At 54.7% G+C, this 24866-nt stretch carries 18 protein-coding genes and 1 tRNA gene; 13 read left to right on the forward strand and 6 right to left on the reverse strand.

Going from position 1 to position 24866, the window contains the following annotated elements; translation table 11 throughout:
* Nucleotide 1: 1 nt before the first annotated feature.
* The 6 genes from flgF (at nt 2) to RBB44_RS16250 (ending at nt 8359) form a co-directional block, all read left to right on the forward strand.
* The gene (gene flgF, locus RBB44_RS16225; protein ID WP_306148704.1) at nt 2-733 is read left to right on the forward strand and encodes a flagellar basal-body rod protein FlgF; all 732 of its coding nucleotides are present in this window, start codon (nt 2-4) and stop codon (nt 731-733) included.
* Nucleotides 730-1497 (forward strand): hypothetical protein, encoded by a 768-nt coding sequence (locus RBB44_RS16230; RefSeq protein WP_306148705.1) that lies wholly within the window; start codon nt 730-732, stop codon nt 1495-1497. Before flgF ends, RBB44_RS16230 begins: the two co-directional genes overlap by 4 nt.
* Nucleotides 1475-2821, forward strand: a complete 1347-nt coding sequence (locus RBB44_RS16235) for a FliI/YscN family ATPase (protein WP_306148706.1) — start codon at nt 1475-1477, stop codon at nt 2819-2821. Before RBB44_RS16230 ends, RBB44_RS16235 begins: the two co-directional genes overlap by 23 nt.
* A 291-nt stretch (nt 2822-3112) precedes the next feature.
* Nucleotides 3113-3898, forward strand: a complete 786-nt coding sequence (locus RBB44_RS16240) for a response regulator transcription factor (RefSeq protein ID WP_306148707.1) — start codon at nt 3113-3115, stop codon at nt 3896-3898.
* A gap of 614 nt (nt 3899-4512) precedes the next feature.
* Nucleotides 4513-6114 carry a HAMP domain-containing sensor histidine kinase gene (locus RBB44_RS16245; RefSeq protein WP_209175460.1) on the forward strand — a complete coding sequence of 534 codons (1602 nt, stop codon included), beginning with the start codon at nt 4513-4515 and terminating at the stop codon, nt 6112-6114.
* A 1-nt stretch (nt 6115) separates the two neighbouring features.
* Nucleotides 6116-8359 carry an EAL domain-containing protein gene (locus RBB44_RS16250; RefSeq protein WP_306148708.1) on the forward strand — a complete coding sequence of 748 codons (2244 nt, stop codon included), beginning with the start codon at nt 6116-6118 and terminating at the stop codon, nt 8357-8359.
* A gap of 47 nt (nt 8360-8406) precedes the next feature.
* Here the strand turns inward: RBB44_RS16250 and glp are convergent, their stop codons facing one another.
* From glp to RBB44_RS16275, 5 genes are read right to left on the reverse strand one after another with little or no spacing between them, the layout of a single operon-like run.
* Complete coding sequence (gene glp, locus RBB44_RS16255; RefSeq protein ID WP_306148709.1) at nt 8407-9612, reverse strand: gephyrin-like molybdotransferase Glp; 1206 nt, start codon at nt 9610-9612, stop codon at nt 8407-8409.
* Nucleotides 9612-10118: a cyclic pyranopterin monophosphate synthase MoaC gene (moaC, locus tag RBB44_RS16260; protein ID WP_008196247.1), complete on the reverse strand. Its 507-nt coding sequence runs from the start codon at nt 10116-10118 to the stop codon at nt 9612-9614. Before moaC ends, glp begins: the two co-directional genes overlap by 1 nt.
* Nucleotides 10119-10121: 3 nt before the next feature.
* On the reverse strand, nt 10122-10934 hold the full coding sequence (trpC, locus tag RBB44_RS16265; RefSeq protein ID WP_306148710.1) for an indole-3-glycerol phosphate synthase TrpC: 813 nt from the start codon (nt 10932-10934) through the stop codon (nt 10122-10124).
* 3 nt (nt 10935-10937) lie between these two features.
* The gene (trpD, locus tag RBB44_RS16270; RefSeq protein ID WP_306148711.1) at nt 10938-11951 is read right to left on the reverse strand and encodes an anthranilate phosphoribosyltransferase; all 1014 of its coding nucleotides are present in this window, start codon (nt 11949-11951) and stop codon (nt 10938-10940) included.
* A 1-nt stretch (nt 11952) separates the two neighbouring features.
* Nucleotides 11953-13872, reverse strand: coding sequence for a SurA N-terminal domain-containing protein (locus tag RBB44_RS16275; protein WP_306148712.1), 1920 nt, complete (start codon nt 13870-13872; stop codon nt 11953-11955).
* Between the two features lie 205 nt (nt 13873-14077).
* Between RBB44_RS16275 and tpiA the strand changes: the two genes are divergently transcribed.
* The 6 genes from tpiA to RBB44_RS16305 all read left to right on the forward strand — a co-directional run bounded on the left by tpiA (nt 14078) and on the right by RBB44_RS16305 (nt 23556).
* The gene (tpiA, locus tag RBB44_RS16280) at nt 14078-14836 is read left to right on the forward strand and encodes a triose-phosphate isomerase (RefSeq protein ID WP_306148713.1); all 759 of its coding nucleotides are present in this window, start codon (nt 14078-14080) and stop codon (nt 14834-14836) included.
* Between the two features lie 110 nt (nt 14837-14946).
* Nucleotides 14947-15336 (forward strand): preprotein translocase subunit SecG, encoded by a 390-nt coding sequence (gene secG / locus RBB44_RS16285; RefSeq protein WP_306148714.1) that lies wholly within the window; start codon nt 14947-14949, stop codon nt 15334-15336.
* A gap of 132 nt (nt 15337-15468) precedes the next feature.
* Complete coding sequence (locus tag RBB44_RS16290) at nt 15469-17097, forward strand: CTP synthase (protein WP_209175481.1); 1629 nt, start codon at nt 15469-15471, stop codon at nt 17095-17097.
* 30 nt (nt 17098-17127) lie between these two features.
* Nucleotides 17128-17952 (forward strand): VOC family protein, encoded by an 825-nt coding sequence (locus RBB44_RS16295; protein ID WP_306148715.1) that lies wholly within the window; start codon nt 17128-17130, stop codon nt 17950-17952.
* A gap of 1272 nt (nt 17953-19224) precedes the next feature.
* Nucleotides 19225-20388: an efflux RND transporter periplasmic adaptor subunit gene (locus RBB44_RS16300; protein WP_306148716.1), complete on the forward strand. Its 1164-nt coding sequence runs from the start codon at nt 19225-19227 to the stop codon at nt 20386-20388.
* Nucleotides 20389-23556 carry an efflux RND transporter permease subunit gene (locus RBB44_RS16305; protein WP_133947287.1) on the forward strand — a complete coding sequence of 1056 codons (3168 nt, stop codon included), beginning with the start codon at nt 20389-20391 and terminating at the stop codon, nt 23554-23556.
* 350 nt (nt 23557-23906) lie between these two features.
* On the opposite strand, the gene RBB44_RS16310 is transcribed toward RBB44_RS16305, so the two are convergent.
* A tRNA-Lys gene (locus tag RBB44_RS16310) sits at nt 23907-23982 on the reverse strand.
* A 396-nt stretch (nt 23983-24378) separates the two neighbouring features.
* Here RBB44_RS16310 and RBB44_RS16315 point away from each other — a divergent pair.
* A complete protein-coding gene (locus RBB44_RS16315) occupies nt 24379-24645 on the forward strand; it encodes a hypothetical protein (RefSeq protein ID WP_133947289.1) in 267 nt (88 codons plus the stop codon).
* Nucleotides 24646-24866 lie beyond the last annotated feature (221 nt).

Here is a 24866-nt window from a genome sequence, read left to right on the forward strand (position 1 = left end):
CATGCAGTCAGCTCTATATGTCGCGTTGTCCGCCCAAGTCGCTCTTTCCAACCGGCTGGAAACAGTCTCCCGGAACGTTGCGAATATGAACACTGCGGGCTACCGCGCTGATGAGATCAATTTCGCTGAAATGGTATCAAAAGCAGGCCCCGATAAAGTCAGCTTTTCAAGTGGTGGCGAGAACTACATCTCTCGTCAGAACGGCAGCCTGAACAAAACGGACAATCCTCTGGATCTTGCGATTGAAGGAGAGGCCTGGTTCGCCATTCGTGATGCAAATGGCGGACTCTCCTATACACGAGATGGCCGGCTCAACATCGCTGATGACGGAACCTTGAGGACTGTGACCGGGCAGGTGATCGTTGGTGCCGGCGGGCAACCGATCCAGCTTAATCCGGACGGAGGAACGCCGCTCATCACGCAAAACGGTGACGTCATTCAAGGCGATGAAGACATCGTCGGCCAGATTGGTCTCTTTCTGATCCCGAATGATGCCAAACTAACCCGAAGGGAGAATTCTGCAGTTGTGCCGGACCGGGCAGTCATTCCGGTGCAGGTATTCGACCAGCATGGGATCCGGCAGGGCTATGTGGAAGGGGCGAATATTAACCCCGTCCGCGAGATGACCAAGATGATCATGATCTCCCGCGCGTTCGAAAGCGCCACCAAAATGATCGACATGGGCAGTGAAAGCCAAAAGACGGCCATTCGCGAATTGGGCAAAACATCATGAGTGCGGTGGTTGGCATTAGCTCTCCTTCTGAAGATCCATCCCCACGGCATGTGTTACTGAAGACTGTCGAGGCATCACAAAAAGCAACGGACGCCAAAGCACCGGCAAAGGCGGGTTTCGGGTTTTCTGATTTTGTTGATGTGATCAATCCGCTGCAGCACATCCCAGGTGTTTCTAACGTTTACCGTGCTGTGACGAACGATCAGATATCCAAAGACGCGCGTCACGCCGGCCGCACACTTTATGGAGCCGCATTGGGTGGTCCGGTCGGCATCGGTCTCATGATGGCCTATGATGCGATGACAACACCTGGAACAAGCAGCACTGCACAGGACACCTTGGATCCTGAAGTTGCGTCGGTTGAGACACCGCGGACAATCACCGCACCCGAAACACCTAATGGGGATGGGTTTGATAGCGAAGGCGCACCGATGATATCCGCGTCGTCCCCAATCCTCGGAGAAACAGTTGCAAGTGCCGGTGAGCGAACACCTGGAACGCCGTTTAATCTGCTGCAATTCGGTGAGTTATCAGAGGACGCAGTTCCTGCGCCAAAGCCGAGCAATAACGATTCCACAGAACGCGTACCCGAGCCTGGCAGGATATCAACAGGTGACGCACCGGGAGCCGATCAGTCCGATACCAAGACGGTTGTACCAAGTAGCGACGATTTGGGCAGGCTCGCAGAGCACGAATCCAACCACCTTTCCCTGGATGTCTTGAAAGCCCTACAGGAGCGTCATGCCAAGCTCTCAGCATCTTAACAGCCTGGATCAAATCACGGCCTCCTTGGCTGCTCTAGATACAGAAATTGGCCGCGTCAAACTGAGCGGTCAGGTTACGCAGGTCTCCGCTGAAGCGATCCGGGTGTCCGGATTGTCACGCGTGGTTTGTTTGGGTGATCTGATTCAATTTGAAGGCCGGTCCGGTGTTCGTCAGGGCGAGATTATCCGGCTTGAACAAAAGGATGTTGTTGTCAAACCTCTTGAACGGGTATCGGACGTTGGAATTGGCAGCGTTGCCTCGCTGATGGGAGGTTTGGCAATTCATCCGGACCTTAGCTGGCGCGGGCGCATCATCAATGCCCTTGGAGAGCCGATCGACGGGCAGGGGCAATTGCGTCACGGCGTCGAGGCTTTTCTTCTAGACAGGGCGCCACCTCCGGCAATGAACCGAGAAAAGATCACGGAAGGCGTGCGGACAGGTGTTCGTGTCATTGATCTCTTTACGCCGTTATGTGTCGGGCAGAGGATCGGTGTCTTCGCTGGTTCAGGCGTAGGGAAATCCACGTTGCTCGGGATGCTCGCCGGGTTTGGAGAGTTCGACACCGTCGTGGTCGGTCTTGTCGGTGAGCGCGGCCGTGAAGTCCGGGAGTTTATTGACGACATTCTTGGTGAAACGATTGCCAATTCCGTCGTTGTTGCCTCCACCGGTGATGAAAGCGCAATGCAGCGTCGCCTCGCTCCGAAAACAGCCATGAGTGTTGCCGAATACTTCAGGGCTCAAGGGCATAAAGTGCTGCTGATTTTGGATTCTGCGACACGTTTTGCTCATGCAGCCCGCGATGTCGCCCTTGCCGCTGGTGAGCCTCCTGTCGCCCGCGGGTATCCGCCAAGTGTTTTTGCAGATCTTGCCCGGCTGATTGAACGCGCTGGACCAGGTGCGACCGGCGAAGGGTCAATAACTGGCATTTTTTCAGTCCTTGTAGACGGGGACGACCACAATGATCCTGTGTCCGACGCCATCCGGGGTTTGCTTGACGGCCATATTGTTCTGGATCGAAAAACCGCGGAAGCAGGAAGATATCCGCCGGTGGAGATTCTGAAATCAACATCGCGTCTTGCGTCTCGGGCATGGACAGAAGATCAGCAAGAATTGATCCACCGGATCAAAGGGCTAATTTCTCATTATGAAGATACAAAAGATCTTCGGATGATGGGTGGGTTTCAAATCACTGGTGATGAGCATTTGGAGAAAGCGTGCCGCCTCGTCCCCAAGATCTACGAAGCGATGCGGCAGGGTGCCAAGCAACCGGTGCCGGGAGATCCTTTTGCCGAGTTGGCTCAAGCCTTGGCTGCGGACGCGTAAACCATTTTCGATGAAATCATGTAAAAGTTACGAGGCGTCGCTTTATTTAGCGGCGTTTTTTATATATATCTTCGATTAATTCATCTGCAATAATTTGTAGAAACGCATTTTAATAAAATTACTTATTATTTTTATATCAATATCTCTGCCGTTTTATTTAGTTTTGCATCTGTCAATAAGTTATGGCGTTACCAAAAACCTCCAAATACAACTCTTGCGATGGAAGAATTGTTGACGTCGCGATGTGGTAATTTTACCCATACTACATCGAAAAAATTTGGGGGCTAAATCATGTTTATCATCGTTGACGACAGAGAGATCGTCACGAGCGGCTATGCCGCTTCCTTTGAGAGAGAGGGGTATGCTTCCCTCGAATTGTTGCCGAGTGAATTGCCTGATTGGCTGGAAACAGGGTGCTCACAAGATCTGGCTTCTGTTGATGCAATCTTGATCGGCGAATGCACTGAGAGGGCTGGTTTTATAACGCAGATCAGAAGTCGTTGCCCGGAAGCGCAAATCGTTGCCCTTGAAGACACGGCAAGCTTGCAAGGGACCCTTGATCTTTTCTCAGCCGGATTCGACGAGGTGTTGAAAAAACCAGTTCATGTTCGCGAAATCATCGCCCGGTTCGGTGTGTTCCGCCGTCGCGCCATGGCACGTGACACGTCCTCGGAGGCTGGTGCAATTGAGGTATTTTTTGATGGTCGTGACCCGACTGTTGGCGGGCAGGTCATGGAATTGCCACGCCGTGAGCGCCGCATCCTTGAGTATCTTGTCAAAAACAAAGGCCGCAGGGTCACCAAAACGCAGATCTTTAATGCGGTTTATGGTGTCATGAACGAAGGCGTGGATGAGTGTGTGGTCGAGAGCCATATCTCCAAGCTGCGCAAAAAACTGAAACGCCAGCTTGGTTTTGATGCCATCGAATCCACCCGTTATATCGGTTACATGTTGAAGGATACAGCGTCTCCGAAACGTCTTGTCAGCGAAACACCTTTGCCGAAATCTGCTCGTCAGCCGGTTCGGGCAACGGTTAACAAGCGGGAATTGGTTCTTGCGGTCGAGAATGTTGGGTAGAGTGCTGACTTAGTCAGAATGTCCTGGCCTATCCCCCGGGCCTTCAGGACCTTTGTATGCAGCCGGAGTCTTTCATGACTCCGGCATTCGCAATAATACCTGCTAAAACAACTGTATTGAATCCGCTTTTTTGAGCTGTAGCCCATCATTTTCGGGCTTTTGCCGATACGCCTTGTTTCTTTTGAATGCAGCTTAATCTTTTGCGTTTCTGCAAACTTGTTTTAATGAGCAAAGTTAAGCTTTTAGCCTAGGCGGATAGCTCGTCTGTTGGCGCTCCTGAATAGCTGTTTTAACGGGAATGCTGATCGCCACGCAAAAAGCGCGTGAAAAAACTCGTCTTATTTGCGGATATAGGCGTTAGTTACAATTGTCTTTTAAGAAAAATTTAGAAAACTAGACCAATCTCTTCAAACGAGTTGGGCTTTGAGACTTGTTAAATCTTTTTCCAATGGTCGGTCTGACGTTGTTGGAGTTAGAATGATCTGGAGCAATTGTTTGTCGAGTGGGTATCGATTTCCTAAAGGTGACAGTCCGCGCAGTGGTCAAGGGCTGATCGGTGCCTTGGTGTTGGTTGGTAATTCGGCTTTTGAAGCTCCGGTCAAGGGGGCAGTGATTTGAGTTCGAGTGCCAGTACGTCTTTGCCGTTTGCGGCATCAGAGATGGGCCGGAACAGCCTGTCGCGAACCTTTATTGTTTATACACTTGGATTGTTTGCAGTCCTCGGCATCATTTTCATCGGTATTCTGACAAAGATTACATGGGACGCATCACACGCTCGCGCCATTCGGGTAACGGAAGCTTTCTTCCAGGCGACAAAGCGACCTTTTGAGCGCGCAATTTGGACAGTCAATGCGGACGCAACATTGCAGTTGATCCGTGGTCTTGAGAGCCTTGAAGTTGTCGAAAAGGTTTGGGTCGAGACCCCGGATACAGGCAATTTTGGAGATCCTCCCGCAGATGATCGTCGTCAGTCGGCCCTCAGTTATACGCTGAATTCACCAAGCACGATCCTGCACAAGGATATGATCGGTCAGGTCTTTATTATGATCGACCGAAATTCGATATCATACGAAATCATTTCGACTGTCGGGCTCATCGTGACGGCGATTATCGCCTATTTGCTCGTGTTGGCGTTTGTGATCCGGAGTATTTTTCACAGGCTGATCGGGTTGCCTCTGTCCGAGATCGTTGCATATCTCTCAACGCCGCGTTTGATCGAAGACCCGCCCACCGAGGCCTTGATGCCGGGTCGGGCGGATGAAATCGGTATTCTTGCATCCAGCCTTCAGTCGATGGTGCAGCGGCGCCACTTGGATCTGCAGAAAATCCAAGAGTACCAAACCAATCTTGAAGAGCTGGTAACACACCGCACGGAGCAGCTGAAATTGGTTCAAGAAGAGCTTATTCAGGCTGACAATCTGGCTGCACTCGGGTCTCTCGTTGCCGGTGTGTCACATGAACTCAACACTCCGTTGGGCAATGCCTTGATGGCAGCCACAACCATCAAGGATTCGGCGACACTTCTGGATGACGAACTCGAGCGCCAAACTTTGAGCAAAGAAGCGCTGGAAAATGAGGTCGCTCGGATATCTGAAACCGCAAGCATCATCGAGAAGACCTTGGCGCGTGCCCGCGAGCTGGTCGGGAACTTCCGGCAAGTTGCCGTTGACCGGCAAAGTGAAAAGAAGCGGGCCTTCAATTTTGATCACATTATCCGTGAGACAATCGCGACCTTGCAGCCAACACTTCAGAAGACTCCTTTCAAGCTCGAGCTCGATCTTGATGGTGATCAGGTCATAGACAGCTATCCAGGGGCTGTCAGCCAACTCGTCTCTAACTTTGTCGAGAATGCGGTGAAGCACGCATATGAGGGTAGAGAGCACGGGACCATCCGGCTGTCGTCAAGCATTGAAAATCGAAGCAAGGGAGCTGGCGCTGCTGGTCGCACGATCGTGTTTAAGTGCCGCGACGATGGCGTTGGGATACCCGACAAGAATTTGAAGAAAGTCTTTGAACCGTTTTTTACAACGAAATTCGGTAAAGGGGGATCCGGGCTCGGCATGGCCATTTGTTATCAGCTTGCAACCGAAGCATTGAATGGCACAATCTCCGTGTCATCAAAGGTTGGACATGGTACTGAGTTTACTGTTGAGATCCCGGTGACGGAACCGCAGAAGAAAAAGGCACACATAACAACAACGACGAAGGTGCATTGACATGGTGATGGATTTTCTGGCGCCTTCTGAGCCTAAGACCGGCGAGGAGCTTGAAAAGCCCTGGAAGGTTCTGATCGTCGACGACGATCCGGACGTGCATGAGGTCACACGTATCGCAGTCTCGGGATGCCGGTTCGAGAACCGTCCGTTCCAGTTGTTGCACGCTTTGTCTGCGCATGAAGCCAAGCAAATCCTTCAAGAAAACGATGACATCCCGGTGGCGCTCGTCGACGTTGTGATGGAAAGCGACACCGCCGGTCTCGGTCTGGTTAGCTGGATCCGCAAGGATCTTGGGAATCGCTTCACAAGGCTGATTCTGAGGACCGGTCAGCCCGGCTATGCCCCTCAGGCCGATGTCATCATGAAATTCGATATCGACGGATATGCAGAAAAAGCAGAGTTGTCGCGCACAAAGCTGATCACCGCGATCGTAACAGCATTGCGCGGTTACAAGCTGGTGATGTCAATTGAAACCAACCGCAAGAAGCTGAAGGAATTGAACGCGCACTTTGCGGAAATCGTCCAGCAGAACGCGCTCAGTGAGTTTGCATCTGCCGTGCTTGAGCAGTTTACCGCTTTGATCGGTAAACCGATCGATTGTCTCTTGTGCGGTTACGAGACCCTGCCTGAGTACGCAGGTTCGGATAAGGTTGGTGTTCGGGTACTGTCCGCCCGAGGCATCCATGAAGACAAGGTTGATTTGCCGCTCGATGTGATCAGCAGCAGCGATATTCGCCAGGCAGTTGCTCAATGTATCGAGACACAAGAAATGTGCGCGAACGCAGACGGCGTTGCACTGCCTTTGGTCACCCGCAACGGTATGTCCGGCGCTCTTTATCTCGGAACCACCTACGAGGAACTTGAAGAACTTGTCGGTTCCGAAGTGGTACAGCTCTTTGTGTCGAATGCTGCCCTTGGTTATGAGAAAACCGGGTTGTTGGAGCACATCCGAAATCTCGCTTATGTGGACCGGATGACGGGTCTGTCGACCTTTTCCGGATTTTTGGAAGCTTTTTACAGGAACACGCTCACAGCTTCCAAATTGCTGGTCGTGCACGCAGATATCCAGCGGTTCCGGGTCATTGTTGACGGCATCGGTGACGAAAAGGCCTCTGGTGTCCTGAGAAAAACCGGCCACCGTTTGTCGCGGACCTTCCCGGACGCCTTGTCGATTGCACGCAAGGAACGGGATGAGTTTTTGATCCTCCTGAAGGGCAACAGCGATGACGATGTACAGGATGTCGTTGCCCGCGTAGAAGAGGCGTTTCAGGAACCCATCCGTTTGGACGACACACAACTGACACTGCGTCCACGTCTTGGTTTCGCGATGTCGTCTGATCCGTCCAATGCAGCTGAGGACATTGCACGTCAGGCTTCTATTGCGCTCAACGACGTGCGGCAGAATGCCAACAGCAGCTACGCTGTGTTCAATCCTTTGATGCAGGAAGCGGCATTTGAACGGCTTCGTCTTGCGTCCTTGCTGACAGGTGGTCAGGAGCAGACGGAGTTTTCCGCTCACTACCAGCCGATCATGTCTGCCAAGGATGAGAGCATCGCCTCCTTTGAGGCCCTGATGCGGTTCCGCACACCAGGTGGTGCCTTCCTGAACACCGCAAGCATGATTGAAGCGGCGGAAACCAGTGGGTTGATTACCGAGATCGGTGCCTGGATGTTCCGGACGTCTTTCTCTGAGTTCAGCAACTTTCAGGGTATTTCTGATCAGGTTCGGTTGAATGTAAACCTGTCACCCCGTCAAGTGCACGCCAGCCGGATCTACAAAGATATCGAGGACGCTGCGACCAACGCCGAGCTGTCTTTGAACCGGCTGGTGTTTGAGGTCACGGAAGGTTTGTTCCTCAGCAATGACCAGGTCACCCTTGATCTTTTGACGTGGCTTCGCAAACGCGGGGCAACTGTTGTGATCGATGACTTTGGAACCGGGTACTCGTCCCTGAGCTACCTGCGTAAGCTTCCTGTCGATGGCATTAAGATTGACCGCAGCTTTATCATGCACATGGATCAAGATCCCGATGCGCTTGCTGTTGTGAAGTCGCTTCTGGCTGTTGCAAAGGCGCTTGATCTGAGCGTGACCGCTGAGGGTGTTGAGACCGTTGCGCAACGGAAAATCATGCAAGATCTCAACTGCAGTTACCTGCAGGGCTATCTCTACTCCAAGCCCCTAAGCGCGGGGGACCTGACGGACTTTATCAACAAAGCCGTGGAGCCTGGCGTCGCTTTTGGTTGATTTTGTTAGCGAAACCGACGCTGCTTCCGCTCGTTTATACTGATCCGTCAGAGAACCAATACGGGAACAGCCGCGCCTGCGGGCTCAGCCGGTGCAAACGGCGGGCGTACGATCAATCCGCCCGATTTTGCCAGGAGGGCCAGCATTGAGCTGTCCTGCTTCGGGAACGGAGCTGCAATCAGTCGGCCATCAGTGTCTTCACGGAGCATTGCACGCACATAGTCCTGCCGCCGGTCGTTTTCCCCGATTGCCTCGGCCAAGATTGCTTCTTTTAGAGTTGCCGAACCATTCGGAGCGCCTAGCATTTTTGCGATGAGCGGCTTTAGGAACAAAAGACCGCACACGAGACTGGAGACTGGGTTTCCAGGAAGCCCGAGAACCTTTGTTTTCCCAAGGCGGCCCGCCATCAGAGGCTTTCCGGGGCGCATAGCGATCCGCCAGAACGACAGGTCCATCCCCTCATTGCCAAGAACATCCTGTACAAGATCGTGATCGCCGACGGACGCGCCGCCAAGGGTTACAAGAATGTCGGCCTCTTCGGTTATGGCCCGCTTAACGCAAGCCGCAAGTGCCTTTGGTTCATCGGGTGAAATGCCAAGGTCGAGCGGGTCCCCGCCGCAGTCCAACACCATTGCTGCAATGCCGGCATGATTGGACGCAATGATTTGGTCAGGGCCAGGTTTGCCGCCTGGCCGAACAAGTTCGTCGCCTGTCGCGAGGATGGCAACCTTGGGCCGCTTCACGACGGGTAAGACCGCATGGTTCATCGCAGCGGCAAGAGCCAAATGTCGATAGTCGAGTTTCAACGGTGGATTCAGGAGGATGTCGCCTTCTGAAAAATCCAGACCGGCCGCGCGAACGAACGCGCCCTTTGCGGGGTTTTCCAGAACCTTGATCCGATCATCGCAACGTTCGGCGTTTTCCTGGATCAAGATGGTGTCGGCACCTTCGGGAACCGGGGCGCCAGTGAAGATCCGAACCGCTTGTCCCGGACCAACCTGTCCGAAATATCCATGACCTGCCGGAGCTTCGCCGATGACGTCGAGTTCTGTTAGCTCGGATGTCAAATCGGAGTGCCGGATCGCATAGCCATCCATCGCGGATGCCGCAAATGGCGGCTGTGTTCGCGTTGAGGCGAGGGGCCGTGCGAGAAACCGGCCATTGGTAGCCTCCAGCGGTACAGCCTCCGCCTCCAGAGGAGCAACGCCTTGCAAGAGCTTATCAAGGGCCTCCGAAACAGGCATCAGGCTCATCAGGTGCCGCCCTCGCTGCCGTCCTTTTCCAATGTCCAGTGCCCGGATTTTCCGCCAGCCTTCTCAACAAGCCGAATATCTCCGATGACCATTCCGCGATCGACAGCCTTGGCCATGTCATAGATGGTAAGGCAAGTCAGCGAACACGCTGTCAGCGCTTCCATTTCCACCCCGGTTTGGCCGCTCACTTTTGTGGTCGCCGTAACAACAAGGCCCGGGAGACTGTCATCCGGCTCAATGTCGACGTTTACCTTCGACAGCATCAGCGGGTGACAGAGCGGGATAAGCTCGTGGGTTTTTTTGGCAGCCAAGATGCCCGCAATCCGGGCAGTTCCAATCACATCGCCTTTTTTGGCGTTCCCGGAACGGATGAGTTCCAGGGTTTCAGCGCGCATGGTGATGTGTCCGCGCGCAACGGCGATCCGGTGTGTTGTTTCCTTTTCGGACACATCGACCATGTTGGCCGCACCGGCCGCATCCAAATGTGTGAGGGTCGGTTCAGCCACGTGTCAGCCTGCCTTTGACAGTGTTTCTTTGGCAAGAAGAGACTTCGTGGCTGAGGCGACGTCCTGCTGGCGCATCAGGCTTTCCCCGATGAGGAAGGTGGAAATGCCTGCCTTGTTCATCCGCGCAAGATCAGCTGGCGTGAACAGTCCAGATTCGCCGACGATGATCCGGTCATCAGGGATCATCGGTGCCAGTTCTTCGCTGGTTTCCAGTTTGGTCTCGAATGTCTTCAGGTTTCGATTGTTGATGCCCATCAAAGGAGACGACAGCTTGAGCGCGCGTTCCAGTTCTTCCGCGTTGTGAACTTCCAGAAGGACGTCCATGCCGAGCTCAAACGCCGTGTCTTCGAGCGCCTTCGCCGTGTCGTCTTCGATCGCAGCGAGAATGATCAGGATACAGTCCCCGCCCCAGGCTCTCGCTTCGTAGACCTGATAGGTGTCGTAGAGAAAATCCTTGCGCAGGGCAGGGAGGCTGACGGCATCACGTGCCGCGGTCAAAAACTCTGGCTTGCCCTGGAATGAAGGCGTGTCGGTCAGAACAGACAGGCATGCAGCGCCGCCGGCTTCATATGCTTTTGCAAGCAGCGGCGGATCGAAATCCTCGCGAATAAGCCCCTTGGAAGGGCTCGCCTTTTTGATCTCGGCAATCAGAGCGTAGTCGGCAGCAGCATGTTTGGCTTCAATGGATTTTTGAAAACCACGCGGTGCACTCACATCCTGAATACGTGCCTTCAGATCGTCGAGAGAGACTGCTGCCTTGGCAGCTGCGATCTCATCGCGCTTATAGGCTTCGATTTTTTGAAGTATGTCGGCCATGTCTTATCCGTTCGAGACTGCGACGAGTTCGTTCAATGTGCTTGCAGCAGAGCCTGAATCAATAGACTGGGCGGCCATTGCAACGCCTTCCTTAAGGTCGGTGACCTTGTCCGCAACGATCAAAGATGCAGCTGCGTTGAAGAGCACGACATCCCGATATGCGTTTTTTGCACCAGCGAGGACTTCGCGCAGGGCCTTCGCGTTTTGCGCTGGCGTACCGCCTTTCAGATCCGCAAGTTTTGCCTCTGGCAAACCGGCGTCCGCAGGCGTGATTTCGAACGAGCGGATCTCCCCGCCGGACAATTCGCTGACGAATGTCGGACCGGTGGTGGTGATCTCATCCATGCCGTCGGATCCATGAACGATCCAGGCTTTTTCTGTTCCAAGTTCCTTCAAGGCCTGGGCGACTGGCTCGACCCATTTGCGGTCGAAGACGCCGGTCATCTGGCGTTTCACGCCAGCCGGGCAGGACAGGGGTCCTAAAAGATTGAAAATCGTCCGCGTACCCAGTTCCATCCGCGTCGGGCCAACATTTTTCATGGCGGCGTGATGAAGCGGGGCAAACATGAAGCCGATGCCTGCCTTGGAAATACAGTCCGAGATAACCTCAGGGGTGACATCAATATCCACACCGAGCTCGACCAGTGCTTCTGACGCGCCCGACTTGGATGACAGCGAGCGGTTGCCATGTTTCGCGACCGGAACCCCGCAACCGGCAACAACCAGCGCCGTGCAGGTCGAGATGTTGTAGCTGCCGGAATTGTCACCACCGGTGCCAACAATATCGATCGCATCTGCCGGTGCATCGACGGGCAGCATCTTCTCGCGCATTGTCGCAACGGCGCCGGTCACTTCAGCAACGGTTTCACCGCGCACCCGCAAGGCCATCAGGAAGCCTCCAAGCTGCGACGGCGTCGCCGAACCGCTCAGGATAATGTCGAACGCGCTCCGGGCCTCTTCAAAGGACAGGGAATGCCCATCCGCGACCTTGGCAATGTAGTCCTTAAAGCTCTGCATTTCACATTCCGCTGCCGCTGTGAGCCGTTCCATCCGGATTCAAGCCCATGACCTGGGCTACAGCAGCGCTGTTGATGTCAACACCTGCCCGGGTTTCCTGTTCTGCAACAAACAGATCCAGCAAAGAATTTTGAACCTGTTGGGAGAGCTGTCCTTCCAGCGCTGTGACCTCGGACGTCTCAGGGTTAAACTCTGGGATCTCAGAACCGGTGACTTTCAGAACAACCCGGCCGTTGCCGTCGGCCGTTTCGGCTGTCGCAACAGAGCCAGCAGGCCCTTCGAAGATCGCGGTCAGCGCATCGCGGCCAAGATCGCCGGTCGGAACACTGCGTGTCACACCTTCTGCGGTTTGAACTGTTACGCCTTCAGCAGCGGCAAGGTCGCCCAAGCTGGTGCCGCTCTCGGCTTTCGCCAAAAGATCTGTTGCCTTTTGGCTGAGTCGTTCGTTCAGCTGATCCGATTTCCAGGCAGCAATAACTTGATCCCGAACTTCTTCGAGGTCACGATCCCGTTCTGGAGTGACGCTGGTCACGTCGTACCAGAGGTATCCGCGATTGCCGATTTGAAGGACGTCGTTTTCAATGCCGATGTCGCTGTCGAACGCACCCGCGATCAAGCCTTCTGCATCCGGCAGAATGGCGTCGGTCTCAATTGTGGTCTTGCCTTCGCGGTCGAAAGAGCCGGTGCTTTTGACTGCCAAGGAGAAGCGCTCACCGATCTCGTCAAGTAGGGCGCCGCCCGCGCGGGCGTCTTCGATTTCATCAAGGAGATCGAGAATTTCACGTTCCGCTTGCTCTAGAGCGAGCTCCTCAACAATCTCGTCCCGCACATCTGCGAAGGGGGTCGTGTTTGCCGGAATGATTTCTTCAACATTTACGATGACGTTGGAGAAACGCCCATCAACGACATCGCTGGTTTCGCCCGCGGAAAGCCCGAAGGCTGCGTCCCCGATCGCATCGTCAAGGAAGTCCGCACGGGACATGACGCCGAGCGTGACATCATTGTTGGTGAGATTCCGGTCTGCCATCAGGTCCGCGAATTTTTTGCCGGCTGTCAGGGCCTCAGATGCATCTTGCGCATCTTCATCGGAGTTGAACGACAACTGGCGCACACGGCGGCGCTCTGGTTCAGCGAAGTCGGAAATCCGGCGATCATATTCTGACCGGGCATCCGCGTCCGTGATGTCTTCAGGACGCGCAAGGGCCGACGGGACGAGTTCGACATACTTGATTTCGCGGTATTCGGGAGCCCGGAAATCAGCCTTCTTGCCATCATAGTAGGTGACAAGGGCATCTTCTGCCGGGTCTTCTATGTCGCCAATTTGCTCCGCCGCAATGGCAATATACTCCACGGAGCGTGTCTCATTCTGGAAGGCGTCGAAAGCTGCAAGATAGGCTTGCGGCGCGCTCATGCCACCGATGAGGCCTTCGATCACCTGGCTGCGCTCTGCTTCCTGACGGCGCAGGATCACATATTCATCTTCCCGGTAGTCATTGGCGTTCAGTACCTGTTGAAGGCGGCTGCGGTCATACCGCCCGGAAGCACCCTGGAACGCCGGATCCGACTGGATAATAGCGCCCAGGCGATCGTCGGAGATTCCAACTTTCAGCTCCTGCGCGGCATTGCTCATTGCCGCCTGGCCAATCAGGCGGGCCAGCGCTTGCTGCGGAATACCGAGCGATGCACCTTCCTGCGGCGTCAATGGACGTCCGAATTGTTGCCCAAGCCGGTTCAGGTCCTGGCGGTACATACGGTCAAATTCCAAAAGGGAGACTTCCTTTTCGCCGACCTTGGCGACCGTGTTTTGGCCGTAGCCCTGGAGGAAATCTGTCACACCCCAGATCGCGAAGCTGAAGATCAGCAGGGCGATGAACAGTTTTGCAATCCAGGTACCTGCGCCCTTGCGCAATGAGTCAAGCATGACGTCTCCCGTTTCTTTCGTCTCATGCGGGCGCCTGTCGGGCGCCGTGGTCCGGCTCGTTAGCGGAGCGGGCGGATCATAATGAGGCCTTCATAAACGAGCAAGGCGGCAAGAACAAACATCTTCATGACATTTCGCTGACCCATTGCATGGCGGCTTTGCATCTGGTCTATAGGCGCAAAATGCGGATCTGCAGGAGAGATGAATGAGCACACCGATCAAGCCGATGGTGGCCGGAAACTGGAAAATGAACGGTCTGAAGGCCGGCCAGGCAGAGCTTCATAAGATGCTGGCTGGAATTTCGGAAGATTTGGCTGATCGCGTGGATGTGATGATTTGTCCTCCGGCAACCTTGATCGCATCGTTTTCCGAAAAAGTGACCGGCAACGTTATGGCGATTGGTGCACAAGACTGTCATGCGGCGGCATCTGGTGCGCATACCGGGGACCTATCTGCCGGAATGATCGCCGATGCAGGTGCAAAGGCCGTTATCGTCGGACACTCTGAGCGTCGCACCGATCACGGAGAGACGGATGCAGATGTCAATGCAAAGGCTCAAGCGGCCTGGTCAGCTGGTCTTGTTGCCATCATTTGCGTAGGAGAAACCGAGGCGGAACGGAAAGCCGGCGACGCAGTTGCAGTCGTTGAGCGCCAGTTGGCGGGCTCTGTGCCGGATGGCGCGACTGCGCAAAACACAGTCATTGCATACGAGCCTGTGTGGGCAATCGGAACCGGTTTGACGCCGACTGCCGATGATGTTGCAGAAATGCATGAAGCCATGCGGGTCGATCTTGCCAAGCGGTTTGGCGCCGAGGGAAGCGCCATGCGTCTGCTTTATGGTGGGTCGGTGAAACCGGGAAATGCCGCAGAGCTGATGGCTGTGGACAACGTTGATGGGGCGCTTGTAGGTGGTGCCAGCCTCAAGGCCGATGATTTCCTCGGTATCCTTGCTGCCTATCAATAAGTCACCGAACCTTGACGCTTTGAACAAGAAGCATCAATTCATGGGTGGTAAGCGGCCTGCTTGTGGTGTAGAAGGCCGCCAATCTTGTATTTTGAACTGAACGGAAGCCGATGGAAACCGTAGTCATCGTGATCCACCTTATGGTCGTTCTGGCCCTGGTGCTTGTTGTCCTCCTGCAGCGTTCTGAAGGCGGTGCGCTTGGCATGGGCGGCGGCGGTGGAGGCGGCGGATTGATGTCCAGCCGCGGAACAGCCAACGTGTTAACACGGGCGACGGCCATTCTTGCTGTTGCGTTCTTCGCAACGTCGCTGACGCTCAGCCTGATCGCAACTAACGAAGACAGCCCGGCATCAATCCTTGATGCTGCACCAGCTGCAACCAGCGGTGCGCCTGCTGCGCCAGGTGCTGATACCGACACCGGTGCTGGTGGCGGCGGAATTCTCGATTCGCTCAGACAACAGAGCCAACCCTCCGGGCCACAGGTTCCAGCTGCTCAGTAACAGAGCGGCGCCGGAACCCGGCCTATTCGCCTAACATATGCCCTGCGGCTTAAATCGCAGGGCATTTTTATGTGTTAAGAACGTAACTCCCGAATGGTCAAATGGCCTTTCGAAAGGATATGGTATTGCTCCATGGCGCGATACATTTTCATCACCGGCGGCGTGGTCTCCTCGCTAGGAAAAGGTCTTGCTTCGGCTGCACTGGGCTCTCTGCTCCAGTCCCGGGGCTACAAGGTTCGGCTTCGTAAGCTCGATCCGTATTTGAACGTGGATCCGGGCACGATGAGCCCGTATCAGCATGGCGAATGCTATGTCACCGACGACGGGGCCGAGACGGACCTTGATCTCGGCCACTATGAGCGGTTCACCGGACGTCCTGCCAACCAGCAGGACAACATCACAACCGGACGCATCTATCAGGACATCATCGCCAAGGAACGGCGTGGTGATTATCTCGGCGGGACGGTGCAGGTGATTCCGCATGTCACCGATGCGATCAAGAATTTCGTCCTCAGTGGAAACGAAGACTACGACTTCGTGCTCGTGGAAATCGGCGGTACGGTCGGCGACATCGAAGGCTTGCCGTTCTTTGAAGCAATCCGTCAGCTCGGCAATGATCTGCCGCGGGGCGATGCGGTCTATGTTCACCTGACCCTGATGCCGTACATTCCGGCAGCTGGCGAGATGAAGACCAAGCCGACACAGCACTCTGTAAAAGAGTTGCGCTCAATCGGTATTCAGCCGGACATTCTCATGGTCCGTTGTGACCGTCCAATTCCGGAAAACGAGCGCCGCAAGCTGTCCCTGTTCTGTAATGTCCGTGAGACTGCGGTCATTCCGGCTTATGACGTCAAATCCATTTATGACGTGCCGATTGCCTATCACAAGGAAGGCCTCGACGACGAAGTCCTTGCGGCATTTGGCATCAAAGGGGCCCCGGCGCCGGTGCTCGACCGTTGGAAGGGTATTTCCGAGGCCGTTGCCAATCCTGAGGGCGAGGTCAAAATCGCCATCGTCGGCAAATACACCGTTCTGAAGGACGCCTATAAATCCATGATCGAGGCCCTGGTCCATGGCGGCATTGCCAACCGGGTGAAGGTCAATCTGGAGTGGATCGAATCGGAGACCTTTGAGAAGGAAGATCCGAGCCCATACCTGGAGGGCGTCCACGGTATTCTGGTTCCCGGCGGTTTTGGCGAGCGTGGCGCGGAAGGCAAAATAGCAGCTGCACATTATGCGCGGACCCGGGACATTCCGTATTTCGGGATTTGCTTCGGCATGCAGATGGCGGTCGTTGAAGCGGCCCGAAATCTTGCCGGTATCAAGGAGGCAAGCTCCACCGAGTTCGGCCCAACCACCGAACCTGTTGTTGGTCTGATGACGGAATGGACCAAAGGCAACGCCAAGGAAATGCGCGTTGAGGATGGCGATCTCGGCGGCACGATGCGTCTTGGTGCCTATCCTGCGGCCTTGAAGCCGGGCTCGAAAATTGCCGAGGTCTATGGCTCCACGTCGATTTCCGAGCGTCACCGTCACCGCTATGAAGTGAACATCGATTACCGGGATCGCCTTGAAAACTGCGGTCTGATCTTTGCCGGGACATCGCCGGACGGCGTTCTCCCTGAAACGGTGGAGATTGAGGACCATCCTTGGTTTATCGGCGTTCAGTACCACCCGGAACTGAAATCACGTCCGTTTGAACCACATCCGCTCTTTGCATCCTTTGTCGGTGCAGCCCTGCGTCAAAGCCGTCTGGTTTAAGGTCGCATTTCAGGAAATGGAGTTGAAATAATGGTGCGCGGCCTGGATCATGTCGTAATGCCTGTTCATGACCTTGCGGCCGCCGCTGCGGCTTTCGAGCGGCTCGGGTTTACGACATCACCGGAAAACCGCCATTCCTGGGGAACGGCCAACCGGCTCATTCAGCTGGATGGGTTTTTCCTGGAAATTCTCTCCATCGCTGACGACGGCCTGATTACGGAAACTCAGGGCTCAACGTTCTCATTCGGTGGATTTAATCGGGACTTCCTGAAAAATCGGGAAGGGGCCAGCATGCTGGTCCTCGACAGCGCGGACCCCAAGATAGATCGGTCCGACTTCGAACGGGCCGGTTTGCAGCTGTATGACCCGTTCTCGTTTGAACGGGTTGCCAACCGCCCGGATGGAACGACGGCGCGAGTGGGGTTCGATCTGACAATCGTTGGAGATCCTGAGAGCCCTGAGATCGGTTACTTCACCTGCCACAACCGTTTTCCGGAAAACTTTTGGCAGCCAGCGCTGCAAAACCATGCCAATGGCGCTCAGACCGTCAAAGCGGTTTACATGTTGGCAAAAGATCCGTCTGATCATCACGAGTTCTTGGGTGGTTTCACTGGCCAGCGGGAGATGCGGGCAACCAGCCTTGGCCTTGAACTTGAAACAGCACGTGGTCAGGTCGTGGTTCTTAATCCGCGCGCCTACAGGTCCTTGATCGGGGACAAGGCCGCCGATGCTGTGTCAGGCGACCTTCCGCAAATCGCAGCGCTCGAAGTCGGCTGCAAAGGTTTGAAAACGCGCCAAATTGTGCCTGCAAATGATTTGTTTGGCCTGACGCTTATCTTAAGCCCGACTGACTGATTTTCACTTCTCAGACCGCCCCTGCCATGCAGAGGTGACTCTCACCAGCACCAGTCACGTCTTCGCGACAGCCCTTGTTGAAACTCTAAGTCGCAATATATCCGATTAAGAACGCGGTCGGTTTCGTCTCGCGATATGGATCTCGGAGCGTGTGTTTGTCATGATCAAGATGCGGTTTGAGGCTTTGGCGCCAAAGATTGCCATTGCCGCACTTTCGGCGATTGTGTTGGCTGGCTGCTCGCCGACCGCCAATACTGGCGGAAGCCCCAGTGGCTTTTCTAATGGAACGTATATTGAGCCGCCGCCCCGGCAAGTCGGACGCGGACAATCCGGTGGTGGGCGATAACACGCACTTATCGGTCCATTTCCCGTGCCGAAACTTGTAACGGTTACCTGATAGCTATCTACTCTGTGGCTGCTTGGTTCAGGAGTGATCGCATCTGTCAGATGAATTGAACGGATAGTATCTGATGAGACCTGAAAAACTTAAATATGCATCCCGGTTTCTCGTTCCGATGCTTTTAACCGGTGCTGTCTTGGTGGGATGTTCTCCAACCACAAACAGTGGTCAAAGCTCGACCGGAGAAGTCGGGACTTTCACGAATGGAAAATACAATGCCCCGCCGCCTCGATTTGTCGGTAGCGGGATGGGGGGCGGGCGCTGATCTCCGTAGGGCGGTCCGCTGTGCCCCTTGAAAACACGCTCAATTGACTTCAAATAATAGCTACCGGCTCAAGCTCAAGTTGAGTGATGAGATTTGTGCCTCTTGCCGGATGACTTGGATGGACGTTGTCTCATGAATGCTAATCGGTCGAAAAGGTCACTCCGTGTTCTTGCCCCGACGCTTCTGATCGGTGCGGCATTGGTTGGATGTTCCCCGACAACGGGCGGCGGAACTGGCGCAACGCCTGGCGAGCCTGGTACATATGTCGGCGGCAAATATATTGAGCCGCCGCCTCGGCGAGTCGGGCGCGGTGGTGGCCGCTGAGCCGAACATCATGCGAGAGGTGTTCCCAGTATGGACGCTTTCGTGTGCGTTGGCGTAAGCTGAGAAATTCCTTTGCCGGTTCATTCGATCGGCCTCTTTATTACAACGATTCTGCAGATACTCAGGTCTTCGCTCGGGTGGTTCGTTGAAAATACCCCAGCGGCTTCCGGACCTTGCGCACTGTGAAAGTTGAATAATCGCTTGTTGAAACGGGAACTCCTTTTATAGTGAATGGCAAATCACTGGTCTGGCCGGATCGGCCATCACGTGGGAGCCTACCCTTATGTTTTTTGAGCGTTTTAGCCTCAAAACCCGTTTCGCCGCTGCACCGATGTTAGCTGCTGCTGTCCTCGCAGGATGTTCTGATAACAGCGCAAATCAACAGGCTGAAGCACCACCGCCTCCGGCAGTGACTGTTGCGAAGATCGAAAAAACCGACATTCGACAGAGCGCGCGCTTTGTGGGTCAGGTCGCCGCTGTCGATCAGGTTGACCTGGTTGCCCGTGTGAGTGGGTTCCTTGAAAACAAGGCCGTGCCGGATGGGTCGGTCGTCAAAAAGGGCGATCAGCTTTTCACGATTGAGAAAGCGCAGTACGAGGCATCATTGTTGAAGGCCAAGGCAGATGTTGCCAGCGCCAAGGCTGATGCGGCGCTGAAGGCCGCTGACGAAAAGCGCGACAAGGATCTTTTTGAAAAAGGCCATGTTTCGGAAGCTGCTTACGAAGCGACACTGGCTCAGAAAGAGCAAGCCGAAGCCTTGGTCGAGGCCGCTGAATCCGCTCAGAAACAAGCCGAGCTAAACCTTAGCTATACGGATGTCTCTGCGCCATTCCCCGGCCAGATGGGCAAGACGACCTACAGTGTGGGCGAAGTGGTTGGACCCAACACCCAGCCGCTTGCCAAGCTCATTCGACTTGCACCGGTCTACGTGAATTTCTCCGTGAGCGAGTCTGAGTATCTCAATGCTGTAAAGAACCACGGCATCAACCCGTCTGACATTGATGCGAGCAAGTCTCCTGATATCAAGCTGATCCTGCCGAACGGTCAGCAATATGAGGAAGTTGGCAAAATCGTTTATATCGACAACGCAGTCGACCCAACCACCGGGACGATCGCTTTCCGCGGCCAGTTTGCCAACGAAGACATCCGCCTGCTGGCTGGGACCTATGTCACCGTCATTCTTGAGGCTCCCGAAACAGAAACAGCCCTTGTGGTGCCGCAATCTGCAATCCAGCGGGATCAGCAGGGCGATTTTGCGCTTCAGGTCGCCGACGACAAGACCGTGAAGCAGGTCTATCTGGATCTGGGTCAGCAGGTCGACACGAACTTCGTTGTTAAAAAGGGCCTCGATGAGGGCGCCGAAGTGATTGTCGAAGGGCTGCAGAAAGTCCGCCCGGGCGTTGAGGTCGATCCGGTTCTTGCCTCACAGCCGGCGGAGAGCAGCTAAATGTTTTCACGCTTTTTTATCTACCGGCCGAAGTTCGCGCTGGTCATTTCCATTGTGATTACGCTCGCCGGCTTGTTGGGATATGTGTCTCTGCCGGTTGAGCAGTTTCCAAATATTACCCCTCCGGTGGTGAATGTTGCTGCCACCTATACCGGCGCGAACGCCGAGGTTTTGGAAGAAACGGTTGCCGCGCCGATTGAGGCGCAGGTGAACGGCGTTGACGACATGATCTACATGCAGTCAACCAGCAACGACAGCGGCAATTATTCACTTAATGTCACCTTTGCCGTCGGAACAGACCCGGATATCGCTACGGTCAACGTGCAGAACCGGGTCAGCCAGGCGACCAGCCAATTGCCATCTGAAGTGACGCAAAACGGGGTCACAGTGCAAAAGGCCAGCACGAACATGCTGCTGGTTGTCACGCTTTATTCCCCGAATGGCACCTATGACGAGCTGTTTCTGTCGAACTACGCTTCGATTTACATGAAGGATTCGCTTGCGCGCGTGCAGGGTGTCGGCCGCGCGGATGTGATGACGGATTTTGCCTATGCGATGCGCATCTGGCTGGATCCGGATCGGCTTGCCAGCCTTGGCATGACACCGACAGATTTCATCAACGCGGTTCGTGATCAGAACATTCAGGTGGCAGCGGGCCAGATCGGGGCGCCGCCCGTGCCGGCGGGGCAGCAGTTCCAGTACACGATCAAGGCGGAAGGCCGTTTGGCGGAAGCCGAGCAATTCGAACAAATCGTGCTGCGGACCGGTTCCGATGGCGCGGTCGTGACGATCGGGGATGTGGCCCGCGTGGAGCGCGGCGCACAGTTCTACAATGCAAGCGGTCAGTTCAATGGTCAGCCATCGACGGTTCTGGCGATTTACCAGGCACCGGGCGCGAATGCGCTCGCCGTTGCAGATGCTGTGAAAGCACGTCTTGAGTCGCTCTCGGAAAACTTCCCGGAGGATGTTGAATATGGCGTGCCGTTCGACACCACGGATTTCGTGCAGCAGTCTTTGAACGACGTGATTTCTACCCTGTTCCTGACCTTCCTGCTGGTTGTGTCGGTTGTGTTTATCTTCTTGGGGAATTGGCGGGCGACGATCATCCCGACCGTAGCCATCCCGGTCTCTCTCATCGGAACATTTGGTGTTCTTCTGGCGCTCGGAATGTCGCTGAACACAATCTCCTTGTTCGCACTCGTTCTGGCGATCGGGATCGTGGTGGATGACGCGATCGTCGTCGTTGAGAACGTAGAACGCATCATTGCCGATGAGGGGCTTGGACCGAAGGAAGCTACCGCCAAAGCGATGTTGCAGATCACCGGACCGGTTGTTGCAACCACGCTTGTTCTGCTTGCAGTGTTCGTGCCGACTATTTTTATGCCCGGGATTACTGGACAGCTCTATTCGCAGTTCGCGGTCACCATCTCCGTTTCGGTGATCATATCCTCGATCAACGCTTTGACGCTGTCACCGGCGCTCTGTGGCCTGATCCTGAAGGCACGGTCCGGTCCGCCCAAGGGAATCATGGGCATCTTTGACCGCGGGATCATGTCAATCCGTGATGGCTACACAGCGATTGTGCGGCGCTTGGTGCGTGTTGCTGTCCTGTCGCTCGTGGTGGTCGCAGGTGCGGTGGCCATGATCATGACGCTCGGCAGTACCTTGCCGCAGGGCTTCTTGCCGCTGGAAGATCAGGGTTACCTGATGGTCGATGTTCAGCTGCCGGATGGCGCAGCACTTGGACGGACAGAGGGTGTCACCCAGCAAGTCGTGGATTTGGCGACCAAGACGCCTGGCGTTGAGAACATCGTCCTCGTGAACGGATACTCAATCCTCAACGGGGCCACCTCCTCGAATTCCGCTCTTGTTATTGCGACGATGACCGGGTGGGATGAGCGCCAGGAACCAGGTCTCGATATTAATTCGATTTTGGGCAAGTTCTGGGCGGAATTCTCAACAATTCCCGGCGCAAACATCATCGCATTTAACCCGCCGCCGATTCCGGGACTTGGAACCACCGGCGGTGTTCAGGCGATGCTGCAACAGACCGCGGGCGGTAGTCCGCAGGATCTGGCATCCGCCGTCGGCTCGATGGTCTATTCGGCCAACCAGAACCCGGCGATTGCACGGGCTTACTCAACCTTCCGTGCAAACGTTCCGCAGGTCTTTGTCGATCTTGATCGTGAGAAGGCCAAAACGCTTCAGGTGAACGTGTCGGATGTGTTTACAACGCTTCAGGCCTATCTTGGCTCGTTCTATATCAACGACTTCAACATTTTCGGCCGCGTCTACAAGGTCATGATCCAGGCGGAGGGACAGTTCCGCGACCGTGTGGATGACATTGGCAATCTCTATGTCCGCTCAGCCGACGGAACCATGGTGCCTTTGCGCAGTTTGGTGACAACGGAAAATGTGCTCGGGCCGCAGATCCTGACCCGCTACAATATGTTCCGCTCCGCGGCCCTTATGGCCGATCCAGCGCCCGGCGCTTCGACGGGTGTCGTGATAAATGCCGTTGAGCAAGCGGCAGTGGAAGCGATGCCTCCCGGGTATGCTTATGAATGGACGGGCACGGCGCTGCAGCAGCAAGGCTCTGGCTCGATCGTGATGTTCATTCTCCTGCTCTCGGTCATTTTCACCTATCTCTTCCTGGTGGCTCAGTATGAGAGTTGGACGATGCCCGTGGCGATCCTGATGTCGGTGACATTCGCGCTTCTTGGTGCGTTGGTGGCCGTGGCCGTGACCGGTGGGGATGTGAACCTCTATACCCAGATTGGTATGATCATGTTGATCGGTCTTGGGGCGAAGAATGCGATCCTGATCGTTGAGTTCGCGATCGAACAACGTGAAAGCGGCATGTCGATCAAGGACGCGGCCATTGAGGCGGCGCATTTGCGGTTCCGCGCCGTTATGATGACGGCTTTGTCGTTCCTTCTCGGGGTCGTTCCATTGATGACCGCATCGAGCGCAGGCGCGGCCAGTCAGAAAGCCATCGGCTTTGCCGTCTTTGGCGGGATGTTCTTCGCGACGACTATCGGCGTCATGCTCATTCCGGTTCTTTATGCAAGCCTCCAGAGCATGCGCGAGACGGTCAAAGGGTGGTTTGGGTCCAAGCCGCCGCAGGCGCCGTCTGAGGGCGGTGAGACAGGGGCTCAGCCGGCGTAAACAGCGCATCAAACAGTTATAATAACAAAAGGCTCCGGAGCGTTTCGGAGCCTTTTTATTTCAGACATTGGTGCGCGCCGCTTGCATCTGATCAACAACGCTCGGGATCAAATACTGATTCCTGCGTGTTGTCTTTTGAAAGGCCAGAATCATCTCTTTAGTGGAACCAGCTGACCGCGATTTTGGAACGCAACGCGGTCTGTGCCAGGATGCTGCGGAGGGAAGTTTTGTTGCGGGACCCCGAAAAGACTGGCGTCCGTATTAGATCCGTCTAAATGATTTGGCGCAGGAGGTTGAGACACCTCGGATTGCACTTTTAGCGGGATCTGATAATTACCGTTAAAGAAATTTGGTGAGCCGACAGGGGTTCGAACCCTGGACCTACTGATTAAAAGTCAGTTGCTCTACCAGCTGAGCTATCGGCTCTCACCAAAACCGACGTTTTATGGTGCCGCGTTTGCGCCGCATCTCGTCGGTGGCGCTGTGTTTATGCCGTCACCGAACACAATGCAAGAGGCAATTTTGATTTTTTCTACAGGACTGTAAAAAATGCGGGGAGGGGTGTGGGTAGAATGATCATTCCACGTCAAAACTGATTAGGGAAAGGTATCAGATAGGCTTGTAAAGTATATCGGTATTGATGGTGAACATACGCTGTTCTGTGTTTCGATGATTACATAATCACGACTTCATTTGATTCATATTTATGAAAATATTTTCTTTTCTACTGCGAAAACTGTCATCTAGCGGCGTGTTCTTTAGTGCTGTAGCTTGATGTCAACATTGAGAGGCTACATGTACACAAATAATAATGAGACGCAGATGAGCTCGATCGAGTTTGATTTCGTTAAAGGCCATATTGCGGCGACTATGACGTTGATTCATGCATTGATTGATCAAGGAGCGCTCGATCGGGAGCGTCTGGACAGTTTTTTTGCCGCTTTTGTAAAAGATCTACCAAATGACCGGGAAACGCTCAGCTTACGTTTGATTATTGATCAGTGGCGTGAGGGGCTTCGAAATGGCGAGTCAGAAGATTCTCTGAAGGGCCAGATATTTGCGGTGATCGACGGCGGACGCATCAACTGAGGCGGCGCACGCCGGGGGCCTGGTTTTAGCGGGCTCAATTCCTCCCCAAGCAAACAGTTTTGATGTCGCGTTTTGCGGTTCCATATGTAGCCGGGACGCGGCTCACACGACAAACATGGCCGGGAAATACAACCTCGGTGTCGAACGGCTGTTGCCTTATCTGGCCGCGGCTTCATCTCTTTGGTATGGGTGCAGTTACAGCATCAGTATTTGGAAGAGGT

It is taken from the genome of Roseibium sp. MMSF_3247 (assembly GCF_030733765.1).
Classification (GTDB): Bacteria; Pseudomonadota; Alphaproteobacteria; order Rhizobiales; family Stappiaceae; genus Roseibium.